Annotated in this window: 9 protein-coding genes and 3 pseudogenes; 5 read left to right on the top strand and 7 right to left on the bottom strand. The window is 54.5% G+C overall.

Annotation, left to right across the window (positions count from 1 at the left end; translation table 11 throughout):
* Positions 1-29 precede the first annotated feature (29 nt).
* Positions 30-983, top strand: coding sequence for a DUF481 domain-containing protein (locus PCPL58_RS20810; protein WP_232002833.1), 954 nt, complete (start codon positions 30-32; stop codon positions 981-983).
* A gap of 50 nt (positions 984-1,033) precedes the next feature.
* Here the strand turns inward: PCPL58_RS20810 and PCPL58_RS20805 are convergent, their stop codons facing one another.
* Complete coding sequence (locus PCPL58_RS20805; protein WP_065350346.1) at positions 1,034-1,873, bottom strand: aldo/keto reductase; 840 nt, start codon at positions 1,871-1,873, stop codon at positions 1,034-1,036.
* Between the two features lie 493 nt (positions 1,874-2,366).
* Between PCPL58_RS20805 and PCPL58_RS20800 the strand changes: the two are divergent.
* Positions 2,367-2,941: pseudogene (locus PCPL58_RS20800) on the top strand (IS5 family transposase); the annotation flags it as partial.
* Positions 2,942-3,185: 244 nt separating this feature from the next.
* On the opposite strand, the gene PCPL58_RS20795 reads toward PCPL58_RS20800, so the two are convergent.
* The 3 genes from PCPL58_RS20795 to PCPL58_RS31025 all read right to left on the bottom strand — a co-directional run bounded on the left by PCPL58_RS20795 (position 3,186) and on the right by PCPL58_RS31025 (position 7,658).
* Positions 3,186-4,013: an alpha/beta hydrolase gene (locus PCPL58_RS20795; protein ID WP_065350345.1), complete on the bottom strand. Its 828-nt coding sequence runs from the start codon at positions 4,011-4,013 to the stop codon at positions 3,186-3,188.
* 107 nt (positions 4,014-4,120) lie between these two features.
* Positions 4,121-7,210: an autotransporter domain-containing protein gene (locus tag PCPL58_RS20790; RefSeq protein WP_083188454.1), complete on the bottom strand. Its 3,090-nt coding sequence runs from the start codon at positions 7,208-7,210 to the stop codon at positions 4,121-4,123.
* Positions 7,173-7,658 (bottom strand): hypothetical protein, encoded by a 486-nt coding sequence (locus PCPL58_RS31025; RefSeq protein ID WP_157893918.1) that lies wholly within the window; start codon positions 7,656-7,658, stop codon positions 7,173-7,175. The genes PCPL58_RS20790 and PCPL58_RS31025 overlap by 38 nt, the downstream gene beginning before the upstream one ends.
* Positions 7,659-7,806: 148 nt before the next feature.
* Here PCPL58_RS31025 and PCPL58_RS32160 point away from each other — a divergent pair.
* From PCPL58_RS32160 to PCPL58_RS32780, 3 genes and pseudogenes are all read left to right on the top strand, one after another.
* Positions 7,807-8,074: pseudogene (locus PCPL58_RS32160) on the top strand (recombinase family protein); the annotation flags it as partial.
* A 600-nt stretch (positions 8,075-8,674) separates the two neighbouring features.
* Entirely contained in the window at positions 8,675-8,965 is a 291-nt protein-coding gene (locus PCPL58_RS32785; protein WP_083188452.1) for a DDE-type integrase/transposase/recombinase, read from the top strand.
* A gap of 88 nt (positions 8,966-9,053) precedes the next feature.
* A complete protein-coding gene (locus PCPL58_RS32780) occupies positions 9,054-9,341 on the top strand; it encodes an IS3 family transposase (protein ID WP_083188451.1) in 288 nt (95 codons plus the stop codon).
* Here PCPL58_RS32780 and PCPL58_RS20770 read toward each other — a convergent pair.
* The 3 genes and pseudogenes from PCPL58_RS20770 to PCPL58_RS32775 form a co-directional block, all read right to left on the bottom strand.
* A complete protein-coding gene (locus PCPL58_RS20770) occupies positions 9,297-10,937 on the bottom strand; it encodes a methyl-accepting chemotaxis protein (RefSeq protein ID WP_065350342.1) in 1,641 nt (546 codons plus the stop codon). The two genes, PCPL58_RS32780 and PCPL58_RS20770, sit on opposite strands and share 45 nt — an antisense overlap.
* A 125-nt stretch (positions 10,938-11,062) precedes the next feature.
* Positions 11,063-11,782: pseudogene (locus PCPL58_RS20765) on the bottom strand (transposase).
* Positions 11,783-11,984: 202 nt separating this feature from the next.
* Positions 11,985-12,266, bottom strand: coding sequence for a GNAT family N-acetyltransferase (locus PCPL58_RS32775; protein WP_414860622.1), 282 nt, complete (start codon positions 12,264-12,266; stop codon positions 11,985-11,987).
* Between the last annotated feature and the right edge of the window lie 902 nt (positions 12,267-13,168).

Below are 13,168 nucleotides of genomic sequence, written 5' to 3'. Positions count from 1 at the left end.
CGGAACACTGCTGCTAAGCTTATCCACAATTGCTGGGGCAAAAATCAGCAATCCGTCCTGGGTCAATTTTCAATCGGCAGGGTGGGTCAGTTTTCAATCAGCGCCAACACACCACTTACGGTGGTGATGTAACAAGCAGTAAAGATCAGGTTGAGACCCTGGAAAGCAAGCAGGCGCTCTTGGTCAGGCAAAGTGGTCAGTCAGACGGTGTGGTTGAACCTATACAGGCGGGTTCACAGGGCGCCGTGCGTCTCGCTGAAGGCGGTAAATCCAGCCTTGTCAGCTTGAGTAACATTGACAGGATAATGAAGCCAAAACCCATCTTGACGGCCGCGACTTGGACGGGGAATGTAGATCTGGCGCTTGATATTAAAAGAGCTGAAACAGACACGGATAATATTAATATTGCCGCAAAAACTAGCCTTGTCAGCGGCCTATGGCGGCATAGTGCGGATGCCCAATATGTGCGCGAGGTCGACGATAACGTTAAGAATACGGATAACTGGAATGCCGAGTACACCCTAGACCGGTTCCTCACCGAGAAATGGTTTTGGGAAGGCGGTTTGAGCTACAAAAAGGATCAGGTTGAAGACCTACGGACGCGACGACAAATCGGCACGGGCCCCGGCTACCAATTCTGGGACGATCAATTAGGCAAGTTTAGCGTTGTTGGGCTACTGAATCGTACGCAGTATGGGTATGCAGATGGTGGCGGTAACTCATTTTATTCGACTTCCTTGCGTTGGGATTACAACCGGTTTCTGGTCGGAAGAAAGTTTGAGGTTTTCGCGTCAGGTGAGTTGGCGAGGCCGCTCAGTGACGTAGCGGATTATGCGTACGACTCCGAGCTAGGTTTGCGATACAAGGTCACCGAATGGGCATCCTTGAATTTAAAATATGAGCATGAGGTTGTGGCGGGCATGCCTGATGGAAATGACCTGGACAGTGCCAGGTATACAGCTGGGGTTGGTGTGACTTGGTGATATCGTCCAATAGGCCCACGGCGCTGGGTGATTGGATAACGCCCTCCACCTTAGTCAAAATGTCCCTCATACACGCGCCCGTTTCGAAGTGCCAGCTGACTAATTCGTAGCATGTCATCCTCACCTAACTCAAAATCATCGAGTCTCAGCTCGGTCACATGTGGAAGGCGCTTAGGTGCATATCTGGTAAATGCAAGCACACCCCGTTGATAGTGCCATCGCAATATGACTTGCCCTGCCGATTTGTTTGACTGTCGCGCAATGTCTTCAACGACGGTGCAGCAAAGCAGGTGGTTGGCTCTACCAAAAGGCATACGTGCTTGAGTAGTGATACCCACGCTGGTATGCCATGCCAATTGGTCGGGCTGCGGGAAGTGAGGGTGCATCTCGATTTGATTAATGCAGGGGGGGGTATTTGACTGCGTGATCAAGCGTTTCACGTTTGCGGGAGCAAAATTACACACCCCAATAGATTTCACTAGGTTCTTCTCTTTGGCGCGTACCAGGGCATCCCATGCCTGTGCAGTGGAGTTTGAATCTGGCGACGGCCACTCCAGCAAATATTGATCAAAGAATTCGAGGCCACTGGCTTCCAGCTCACAGGTGATTAGGTTAAGCGCATCTTTTGGCCGATAATGGGTCAATGGAAGTTTCTTGATCACCTTCACATCTTCACGGTTCAGCCCTGTTTGCTGTATCGCCGCAACCACGTCACGTTCCCGGTGATTCCGCGCGCCAAAATCAAATAGACGATAGCCATCCAGGAGTGCGTCGATTAGGCCCGATAGGTCCGAGTCTCCCTGCGGAGTGCCCATTGATACGCCTATTTCAGGCGAGGGAGCACCGCCACCATTTTTTGCATTGGGGCTGAGTATGTCGGCAATGGGCATATCTCTCTCCTACTAGTTAAGACTCGACGCCTACCAAGCGAGCAAACGCCTTCGGAGAGGGGCGTACTTCGCATGCTCTGTAAGGTCAATAACTGATTTCCAGTTGCGCGGTTGGTTGGCTCTATAGACCGATGAAGGCTTAGCGCTCTGCATGACTTGCATCGGTCGCTATCGAGATGCCTCATACTAGATGATTGGCTCTAGTTAGGTCCAGCTGATGATGAGAGGCTTTAAATGATAAGTAGCTTCAGTGCAGGGTTTGGTGGTGAGTTTTCTGGATGTTAGCTTTTTTTGTAGAGGCTGAGCTCTATAAATTTCAAGGTAGAGGTGACTCAAGCCCTTGGCTCTTCGGTCGATGGAGTAGCTGCCACATACGTCCGGGTTTCACGGTTATGTTAAATTTTCTTCTAAAATCAGCCTCTTAGAGCCTAAGGATTCTCCGAGCAAGTCCCAGGTATGCGAAAATCGCCTGACCACCTAATCCGAGCCGCCCATGAGCCAGATGAGCTTTTCCGATTTCGAATATGCCGGCAAGCGCAAGCAGACACGACGCGAGCGTTTCCTCGCCGAGATGGATCAGGTCGTGCCCTGGACAGGTCTTCTGGGTTTGATCGAGCCGTTCTACCCCAAAGCCGACGGTGGCAGAAACCCTGTCCCCTGGAAACCATGTTGCGCATTCATCTGCTGCAAAACTGGTTCTCCCTGAGCGACCCGGTCATGGAAGAAGCGCTCTACGAAATCACAACCATGCGCCAGTTTGCATGCCTGACCTTGAGCGCCCCGATACCTGAAGACACCACGATCATGAACTTCCGGCACCTGCTGGAAAAGCATCAACTGGCCCCTGCAATTCTCGCGGTCATCAACGGTTATCTGCAAGAGAATGGCCTGTCCCTGCGCCAGGGCACCATCGTCGATGCCACCATCATTCATGCCCCCAGCTCGACCAAGAACGAGGAAGGAAAGCTTGACCCCGAGATGCTTCAGACGAAGAAAGGTAACCAATACTTCTTCGGCATGAAGGCGCATATCGGTGCCGATGCGGAGTCGCGGCTGGTTCACCATGTTCGAAACCGGCGTCCTGCTTCTTGCTACTGAAATGACTCAGCAGATACTGGTTGATCGCGAGAGCGATAAAGCCGAAGAAGCTCGCGCGCAAGCAGTAGCACAGCTGAAGGAGCTGACTGCTCGAGATCCATGACGATACTCTTGCCACTGCCAAAATTCTTTAAAAAAACGAGGATACGACAACCAGCCTTAAACCGCAGGTACGCTAGCTACGAACAGCATTCCTATCCATGGTACAATAAGCTCAGTTTAATCGGTGGCTGGGCAAACTCAGCGCTGTCTCGATAAAAGCCAGCACTTGGTCGAAAATCGCATCCCGGTTAATCTCGTTGAAAATCTCGTGACGTGCACCCGGATAGATGTGCGAGTCGAAGTGTTGGCCACGAATCACATCCAAGGTGATTCGAGACTCCTCCAGCTTAACCAAGTCATCTGCACCGCCGTGCAACCATAGGGTGGGCAAATCGCCAAGCGTGGGCCCACTGTGTATTATATGTAGCACCTCCCGCATGGCTAGCAGCGTGCTGCGCTTGAACGGTCCATGCCAGATCAACTGATCGTCAGTGTACAGCCTGCCAACGTCAGGGTCCCGGGACAAGGTACGGACATCCAATGGTGTGTTAGGTATCTCAGGCAAGTCTAAAAGACTGGTAATAGTGGTCTTCTTGCCTAGCAGCGGGCCCGACAACACTAGCGCGGCGAGCATGTCACCATGCAGTTGAGCATAGTGTGTGGCAATGAGCCCGCCCATTGAGTGACCGATCACAATCAATGGCAAATCTGGGTATCGACGCATCATCGCCTGAGTCACTAGATGCAGATCATCGATAACTGCGGCGTAGTCGGTGATCAGTGCACGTTCACCGTCCGACTGCCCATGCCCTTGGTGGTCAGGCCCAAACACCCGAGCACCGCGAGCGGTCAGGCGCTGCGCAACGTAATCGTAACGTCCGAGATGCTCACCATATCCATGTACCAGCAGCGCTAGAAATTTTGGTTGGCCATATGTCCACTCATGCACGGCCAGGCGGCCTGCGCTTGCATCAATAAAACTGACTGAACTGTGTTCCATGCCGGTTCTCCGTTGTTGTTATCAAGAAGTCATAGGTATCAACGTTTTGTTCCATCGTTATGCGAAAATACTACATAGGCATTTTCAATAGTGCCAACAGTTGCTCTTCAAAAAGACACCTGTAGTTGCAGATCGGCCTGATTTTGATGGCGGTCCTGGTCGCCGAATTGGCCGCTATAACTCAGTGACAGACGAGTGTCTCGGGTTAAATCGGCGCCTAGCATAGCCCTGACGAGCCCTACATCCTGGGGCAGATCCACTCCCTTGATAGTGTACGAGGCTTCACTGGTACCTATCGCCAGACCTCGGTGCGACTGGCGACCGCTCAACGTATGTTGCCACCCAAAATCCAGCTCAGGGTGCAGCCACGTCTGGTCGAACGGGGCAGCCAGGCGGTTACGCAGGCCCAAAGTCGAGAAGCTCGCATCTTGGCGACGACGGTCCCCGCTCAGCGCGGCCTCGCCGCCTTTTTCATCGAAGCTCTGAGTGTTTAAATTAACCCAAGTCAGACCAGCGAAAGGCTCTGCCGAGTAATGCCCCGCCTTCAATTGAGAACCCACTTCGCCGAAGGCCTGTAGGGTACCAACGTGATAGCTGGCACGTTCGCCCTCGCTGAGGCCCGGAAGGGCGATGGTGCGCCGGGTGTCTAGGTCTGCCCAGCTGTAGCCGACGCCGGCGCGTATTACCAATGCTCCCGCTTGGTGCCCCGCGTAAAGGCCCGCGTGTACGGTATCGGCATTGGCCGAGCCCGTGGTGCTGGAAGCGCTGAAGCTGTCGTGGCTGGTACCCAGGTAAGCGCCTAGGCGCGTATCCGTTCCCACGCCGATGTCGGCCCCGGCCAGCAGGCCGGTGGTGTTCGCGCCGATACCGGAGGCTTGGTCGCTGCCGCCGAAGGTTCCATTGCCATGGTAAGGGCGCACCCAACCGCGCACGCCAGGCTTAGCAAGCTCAGCCGGGTCGCGCAGTGCGCCCAGCGCGGCGTCGCGCACCGGTTGGCTGTTTTCGATCTGGGCTGTCTGCAAGGAGGCGTGGAAGACGCCAGCCAGAGTGCTCAAGGCTGTGCGGGCTTGGGTGGAGTCGTAAGTCACCAGGTTGCTGTACAGCGCGCTTTGCGTACTAGTCAGCGGGTTGACGAAGGTGCGATCGAGCGCGCCGGCCACAGCGGCCTGATTGCCCGTGTGGGCCACGGAGGCGAAGCGCACATCGTTGCGCACCAAGGTCAATGTGACGTTATTGGCGTCGTAGCCCAGGTGGGGAGTGAGAAAGGTATAAACAGAACTGGCTCCGTCGAAGTGTCCGAACACGCCGCCAGCGGCAGTTAGGATGGTATAGGGGGTGAAAGGGGCATATTGGCCGGCAAGTCCGACGTGGGCCACGGTGCCCCCTTGCAGTTGCGCCTGGCCCGATACTGAAATCAGGTCCCAGGCGCCGCTCGCCGGGTTGGTTTCGAAAGCGTAAGTAGCGCCTGGCGCAAAGCCGATGTTGCCCAGCACGCGCAAGGTGCCTGGCGAGTTGCCCGGTGCCACGGTGCCGCCTTGGGCGATCTGGGTGGTGCCGACGCTGCCCGAGCCCTTGAGTGTACCGCGCTCGCCCACGGTCACGGTGGCGGTGGTGGGGCCATTAGCGATGAAGGTGCCGCCCTGGTCGACGCTGACCGTGCCTCCCAGCGCGGCGCTTGCGGTGACGGTACCCTGACTGATGCGGGTCAGGCCGCTGAAGTGGGACAGATCGCCCTCAATGCCGAGGCGGCCGCTGCCGGCGAGCGTGAACGTGCCATTCCCGCCGATGTCTCCAGCCTGTACGGCCTGGCCGTTATCCACCCGCAAAGTGACGAGGCCATCAAGCAGCAAGGGGTTGAGCAGACGAATACCCTCTGCGTAGGCTAGGGTAGTGCCGTTGGCCAGTTCCAGGGTGCCAGTGCCGACACTGTTCGAGTTACCTAGGCCAAGGGTGCCGGAATTGACGTGGGTATTGCCGGTGTAGGTGTTGTTACCAGTCAGGTCCAGCCGGCCAGCGCCGGTCTTGATCAGGCCGCCCGCTCCGTTGATTTGGCCTGAAATCGTACCCGTGCCCTGCGCGTTGACATCGATTTGCGCTGAACCAACCAATTGAGTGTTGCCCTGGATATCCAGGTGCCGGCCGGCGGATAGCCTGGCGCCCTCAAGTTGAAGGGTAGCGGCACGGCCAACTGTGACGTCGGTGGCCGATGCCAGCTCACTCCCGAGGACTGCCAGCACGCCACCTTCAGCAACCACTGGGCCGCCCAGAGTGTTTCCACCGGTGAGTGCGAGTGTGCCAGCTTTCAGGTCAAGGCCTCCGAACGTATTACGACCGGTCAGTGTTAAGCTTCCCGTGCCGTCTTTCGTGAGTTTGCCAGGGCCGGAAATATCGTTGCGCCACGTATCGTTGGCGAAGTATCCCGCTCCGGGTACCGTTTGGTTTTGTACGCGGCTCGCGTCCATCGTCACCGTGACATCCTTGTCGAAAGCGCCATAACCGTCAGCGGCTGCAAACAAGTTGATCCGGCTCCAGGGGTCGTCCAGTACTTGGCCCGACGAGTCGGCTGTAGTACGAATGATGTCCAGCAGTTGATTTTTATTGAGGTAGGGAAACCGGGTGGTGATCAAATAGTCGGAGTTTTCAGGCGCCACCATGGGTTTATCTGTCGGCCCAATCGGCGACCAATAATAGTATTTGGTAAAGTTGTAGAAGGCTTTCTGCTGGGCATAGTTATCATAGAGCCCAGGCCCATTTGACGAGTGGGCGCACTCCATTGTCGATTTTCCATTGCATCCATTGATAGCGGCTTGGCGAACATTCGACGCCTCCGCATTCGTGTTAAGCCAACTGTTAGGGTCCGGCACTTGCGCGGCAAGCAGGTCGGCCACCGCTTTATATGCCATGGCTCGTGACGCCATCACATCGAGCGTATAGTGTTGACCCGCGATGACGCGGCTTTGCGCATATTCCTGGCCGCGGACGATGAACGCTTGGTACCGCTCGGGGAACAAATATGCCGTCAACAGCGAAGCGCCGGTACTCTTGGCCGTATGCCCACTGGGATAAGAGCTGCTGCTCGAACAGTCGAACAACGGCGTGACGTGTCCAGCCAATGCGGACGCACATGGCCGGATCGAGTTTGAAATACTTTTACCGTATTCATGTAACTTCCCAGGCGAAGCATCGCCTTGGTTCATGAACGGGTTGGCGTTTTCTCCATTGATAGGACCCAGCCCCCCCCAAACTCAAGGCGCCACGCGCCCGATCCATCATCGAGCCCATCGCGTAATTTGTGTTGTCGTTGACAGCTAAATCGCGCCGGTCAGCAGACGCGTCAGCCATAATCCTTTTGACCATGTCGAGATTTTGCTGTTGAAGATTCGGGTTTTGTTGTCGTAGAGCGTTGTACTGGTTAACAAGGCTGGTCGTAAAATCACGAGCTGTTTCGCCTTTCGCCGAGCCTGGTGTAATCGTGTAAAGAATAGCCAATGTCAACATGCTCCAGGGCGCGGGTGGGGAAATAAAGCTAGTTACGCGTTTGGTGCGAAAAGACGAATAGGAGCGCGTATTCATTAAGCGTGAATGCAATTGTAACGAAGCCGCAGAAATTGGTTTACGCATGCTTAATTTTGATGTGATAAACATCCCTTCCCCCTTACCGAAAATTAGACACAGGCCAGCGATATCACTTGGCCGCTAAGCAGAGGGGAGGCATGCTAAAGAAATATTGTTTCAATCATAGTACGTAGATGTAACAAGAGCTCGTGGTCAGATCAGGGCCTAGGGAGGCGCCTTGCAGGGACAACTTATCGGTTATGTCCGGGTCAGCAGCTATGACCAGAACCCGCCGGCTGGCGCATGCTGAGGTGAACAAACTGCTCATCCACAAGGCATCTGGCAAGCACACCCAGCGTCCGCAATTGGAGGCCATACTCAGCTTCGTCCGTGAGGGTGACACCATTGTGGTGCACAGCATGAATTGCTTGGCCCGCAATCTGGATGACCTGCGCCGCCTGATGCAAAAGCTGGCCAAGCGCGGCTTAAGTATGGAGCGGATGAAGATTTTCCGTCTGGTAGTCCAAGATTTTCGCCGCATCCCCGTTGCGGCGCTATTCAATATCCGGAGATCCGCATTATTGGTGATTGGGAACGTCGGTATGATGAGGGAGGAGTGGCTGCGTTGTGCACGCGCGAGCCGTCGTTCGAAAGACCAAGATGCCGAGCCGCCCACCTACGTCTGACGCTGACGCACCAGTCGACAACGCAGCCATGACGATCTCATAACTAAGCTTGAGCAACTGCGCATGGAGAATAATTACTTAAAAAAGCTTGAAGCCTTGGTTCACTCGAAGCAGCGATTAGTGCGGCAAAGCAAGCCGAAATCGTGAATGAGCTAACGCACCAGTACGCACTGAAGAAGCTGCCGAAATTCGCGGGCCTTGCTAGAAAGCCCTTTTACTTCCAACTAAATACTCAACGTGTCGCTGACAAGTACGCCTCGCCGAAATCCGAAATTCGCACCTTTTTCGACGCGCATCGAGGCGGATACGAGTATGGGCGCGTTGCGATAGCGGTGAGGCAGGCCGTTATCAGGTTAGCCCTAATAAGGTGCAACGGATTATGGGTGAGCTTGAGCTGAAAAGCTTGGTGAGGCTCAAAAAATACCGATCCTACCGGAGCGAAGACGGCATGGTTGCGCCGAATATACTGGCACGAGACGTTATCGCCACTCAGCCAATGAGAAGTGGGTCATTGACGTAACCGAGTTTAATGTGGGTGGAAAAAAGCTATACCTCTCGCCAGTTCTCGATCTATTCAACGGTGAGGTTGTTGCTGTTCAGACCGCGCGCAGGCCCCTTTTTGATATGGTCGGAAAAGTGCTCGGCCGGGCGCTTGAAAGGATAGAACCAGGCGAAACACCAATATTGCATTACGATCCAGGATGGCAATAACGCATGCCAGTCTACCGGCGTATGTTGAGCGACCACTGCGTGCTGCCAAGCATGTCACGGAAAGGAAATTGCTATGACAACGCAGTAGTTGAAAGCTTTTCGAGACGGTGAAAGCAGAGCTTTTTACCTGCAAAAATTCTCCGATATCCACGAGCTTGAGGCTGAGCTAACGGATTACATCCATTATTACCACCACCCTCGGATAAGGCTGACACTTGGCGGCTCAGCCCTGTCAAGTACAGGGCTAGGGCTACGAAAAGGTAGAAGTCGTTCAACATTTCTGAGTCAGATCATTTTTAGCGGACACAATACAAACTTGTATTGTGCTGACCTACAATCGGAATTGCCCTACCAGTGTATTAAACGAAATTGCTAACTGCGATAGCTCGTGACTAGAAGCGCTGGTTTGGTTAGCACCCGCCGCCGTTTGCGTCGATAGATCCTGAATGTTAACTAGGTTGCGATCCACCTCTCGTGCTACTTGAGCCTGCTCCTCCGCTGCGCTTGCTATCACCAGGTTTTGCTCATTGATCTGGCTGACGCCTTTACTGATCCGCTCTAGTGCCAGGCCGGCTTCAGTAGCAAGTAATTTAGTGCCGCGCACGAGGTTTTGACTTTTCCCCATCGCCTGCACCGCATCGTCAGCACCGCCACGAACCCTGCTAATCATAGCCTCGATCTCGCCAGTGGATGTCTGGGTACGGTGTGCCAAAGCACGTACTTCGTCGGCCACTACAGCAAAACCACGACCTTGCTCACCAGCACGTGCGGCCTCAATCGCAGCATTAAGAGCAAGCAGATTGGTCTGCTCAGCGATACCACGGATGACGTCCAATACCTTAGTGATGTCGTGGATCTGTCCGGCCAATGCCTCGACACGTTGTGTGGAATCTGTGATCTCCTCTGTCACAGTATTGATAGCCGTCACAGCCTGCTGTACCTGCTTCTGCCCTTTCAATGCGTCTTCAGCAGTCTGGCTGGAGATCTGAGAGGTGCTGGCTGCGTTGCGCGCCACTTCTTCCACTGCAGCCGTCATCTCGTTGACCGCAGTGGCAGCTTGTTGGATTTCGTCGTTTTGTCGCACTAGTCCGCGCGTGCTGTCCTCTGTAACCGCAGTCAATTCTTCAGCTGCGGAAGCCAGTTGGTTCGAGGCGTCGGCAATTTGCTGCACGGTGCCTTTGAGGTTGATTTGCATAACGGACAGAGACTGCAACAACTGACCAGTTTCATCGGTGCCCCGAACCTCGATGGCCTTGGTCAGATCGCCTTTAGCTACGCGGTCTGCACCTTCGACCGATAGGTAAATCGGACGGGTAATCATGCGAGTGACGATCATTCCAAGCACGCCGGCACACAGCATGGCGATCAGGCAGCCCACGATCAGCACCCAAGTCACTTGGTTGTTAGTGCTTTCGCCTGCTTTCGCGACATCGAGAGCCTGGCGAGTGTTGGACTCGATCATGATCTTGATCTCAGCAATGACTTTGAGGTAAGCCGGTGTAACGCTGTTTATAGCGAGCCTTCGAGCCTGTTCGATATCGCCACTTTTTAGCGCAGCGAAACCCAAATCCACAGCAGCAATGTAGGCCGGCCAGTCACGTTCGAAATCGTCGCCCGCAGCCCGTTCGTCTGCCTCTAGCGGGGTGGCACGGTAAGTTTTGAATGCAGCCTGAACCTCGGACTGATTATCGCGGTAGGACTGGATAACGGCGTTGATATCGTCAGCGCTGGCGTTCTCAGCTGTGAGCACAATGGCCTTGAAAAAGTCACGGTTGGTGGCAATGGCGTTTGCGTTTATTGCGTCGGTTTTCTGGATCGATACCAGGTTGTTGGTCACAGTATCTTGCAGTTGGCCATACAGCTTGGCGATGCCGGACTGACCCAGTACTGCCACAACAACGGTGATCAACGCGCATAGACCAAATGCAGTTAGTAGCTTGAATTTCAGCTTCAGACTTCTCAGCCAAGACATAGGGATTACTCATTAGGAGGTCAAAGGGAGTTAGGAACGTCGTTTCCTTGAAGAGGATAGCGGCAGGGGCGAAGTAAGCTTGAAATACTCACAAAGTCAGCCTCCCGTAGCAGGCATTTTGTGTATCACAGGCGCACCTCTCCTGCGCTTCTCAGTAAATGTCTGCGGGCCATCCAAAGATTCGATAGCGCAACCAATGTCACTATCTGTGCTGTATTTTTTGCCAAGACACGGAAGCGCACCTTGTTGTTACCAAACTGCCGCTCGATCACCCGGAATGGATGTTCGACATTCGCTCGCGTCTGCGCCTTGACCTTCTCGATCTTGCGGATGACCCTGTAAAGAAGGCTGCGCTTGCCGTATTTCTTGTAAGTGCTTCGTCGCGCCGCGACTTGCCAGAGAACAGGGTGACCTGATCAGCGTGGCATCCACGATGGTGCCTTGGCGCAACGAAAGGCCACGGTCGCCCAAATAACCATTGATCACGGCCAGAATTCCGCCGGCCAGTTCATTTTTTTCCAGCAGGCGCCGGAAGTTGAGGATGGTTTCGTCCCGAATGCACTGCAGATTCAAACCCGAAAAATGGCGAAGAATCGTGGTCTCGTACAAAGCCTCTTCCATCGCCGGGTCGCTGTAGCCAAACCAGTTTTGCATCAAGTGAATCCGCAGCATCGACATCAACGGGTAGGACGGGCAACCGCCTTCGCTTTTTGGATAATGGGGTCGATCAATGCAATCAGGCCAGCCCACGGAACCACCTGATCCATCTCGATCAGGAACAACTCCTTGCGAGTCTGCTGGCGTTTACCGGCGTACTCGGCGTCGGCGAAGGTCATTTGATTCATCGGAAAAGCTCAGCGGTTGGCATGACGGTATTTTGCCAACTCAACGAGGCTTTTTCAGGGTTTCCCTAATCTGAACTAACAGCGAAATATTCGCGTTATTGGTTCGGGCGCGCCGCTGGACAAGCGCGGGCGATTCACCGTAGCGCTGACGGAGGCCGCCCGGCCGACAACTTTGCTGTCGGCCGAATTTGCGAACGTCGAGTCAGCGCAGCCGGTAGCGTTTGCTGATTCGGTTCACAGGAGTTCCGTCGTTCAAGGGGACGGAGGGAATAAGGCTGTGATCCACGAAACCGAGGCGAGTGTAGAAAGCAAGCCCACCCGCATTGTCAGCTCGGATGGTTGCATTTATCGATACTAGTCCCTGCTTCCTAACTTCATGAGAAGTTCTCTCGAAAAGGAGTGTTCCCACGCCTCGCTGCGTGCTATCGACCCGAGCAAACGTAGATACATCGCCAACATCAGCTGGCAAAAACGGAGTCCTCATAATGGTCTGGAAGCCTTGCAAAATGCCGTCTTCGCCCTGTGCGACGAAACAACAGAAGACGTTGGGCCCAATCAGCAACGTGTCGGCCAGTTGGACGGGTGTGAAGTGTGTCTCGAAAGCAGTCGTGCCACCACGTGAGATAATTTCATTCAGAAGCAATGCCAACGCCGTCGCATCTGACTTTCGGACTGGCCTGATCTGCATAGTTCCATCCAACCCGCACTAAAGAAAGTGACCGTTTTTTCCACTAAGAGCGACCTGCTATTTGCGGCATGTCCCTGAGAAACGCCTCGGAATCGCGGTAGTAACGTATGAGCGATTTCTCGCGTAAACCATTCGCGCGGCGTAAAAAGAGGCGCAGAAATAACGCATTTCGCCCTTGCAAAAGCATACTGCGTCCGTGAATTTGATGCCAGCTAGGGCCGAATAATGCGTCGGTGGATGGCTAGGCAGAATCGAGAGATGGGATGAAGTCTTCAAGTAACAGTTAACAATCGCCCGTCGTGCCGCAGCGACTACCGATACGGTTCTTTTGAATGTCGCTTCCGGTGGACGACATAACCCAGCAGAACGCTGCGCTGGTTTAGGAAGCCGGTGCCGCCAGCAAGAATCCCTCGGATCTGTCCAAATAGTTGCTTCGCAATGTGGCATTACCTTCAATGACCGGCGAAGCGTCTTTACCCAGCCCGGCTAAGGGGGCGCGCGCCGCCATGCCGAGCGAAAAAGCAGCGCTCTTACCTATGATTTCTTGTGCCGTGTCGACCGTTCCAATCGGTGCTGATGGCGTCTGGCGGGAGCTCAGAGCGCCGCTTTCGGCAACATCCGGCACCGCAGCGTGGGCGTTCAACAAACGTGCAAACGTCCTAGGCCGGGTCGCCGAAACAGGGCGTGGCAATGCTCAT

This window comes from Pseudomonas cerasi, assembly GCF_900074915.1.
Taxonomy (GTDB): domain Bacteria; phylum Pseudomonadota; class Gammaproteobacteria; order Pseudomonadales; family Pseudomonadaceae; genus Aquipseudomonas; species Aquipseudomonas cerasi.
The sequence above is the reverse complement of the archived record's forward strand: the minus strand, read 5'-3'. Positions and strand labels throughout refer to the sequence as shown.

Excerpts from the sequence above, each read along its gene's own strand:
- PCPL58_RS20805 (WP_065350346.1), bottom strand. The coding sequence starts at position 1,873 with ATGCCCATTGCCGACATACTCAGCCCCAATGCAAAAAATGGTGGCGGT.
- PCPL58_RS20795 (WP_065350345.1), bottom strand. The coding sequence starts at position 4,013 with ATGGAACACAGTTCAGTCAGTTTTATTGATGCAAGCGCAGGCCGCCTG.
- PCPL58_RS20790 (WP_083188454.1), bottom strand. The coding sequence starts at position 7,210 with ATGAACCAAGGCGATGCTTCGCCTGGGAAGTTACATGAATACGGTAAA.
- PCPL58_RS31025 (WP_157893918.1), bottom strand. The coding sequence starts at position 7,658 with ATGTTTATCACATCAAAATTAAGCATGCGTAAACCAATTTCTGCGGCT.
- PCPL58_RS20770 (WP_065350342.1), bottom strand. The coding sequence starts at position 10,937 with ATGTCTTGGCTGAGAAGTCTGAAGCTGAAATTCAAGCTACTAACTGCA.
- PCPL58_RS32775 (WP_414860622.1), bottom strand. The coding sequence starts at position 12,266 with ATGAGGACTCCGTTTTTGCCAGCTGATGTTGGCGATGTATCTACGTTT.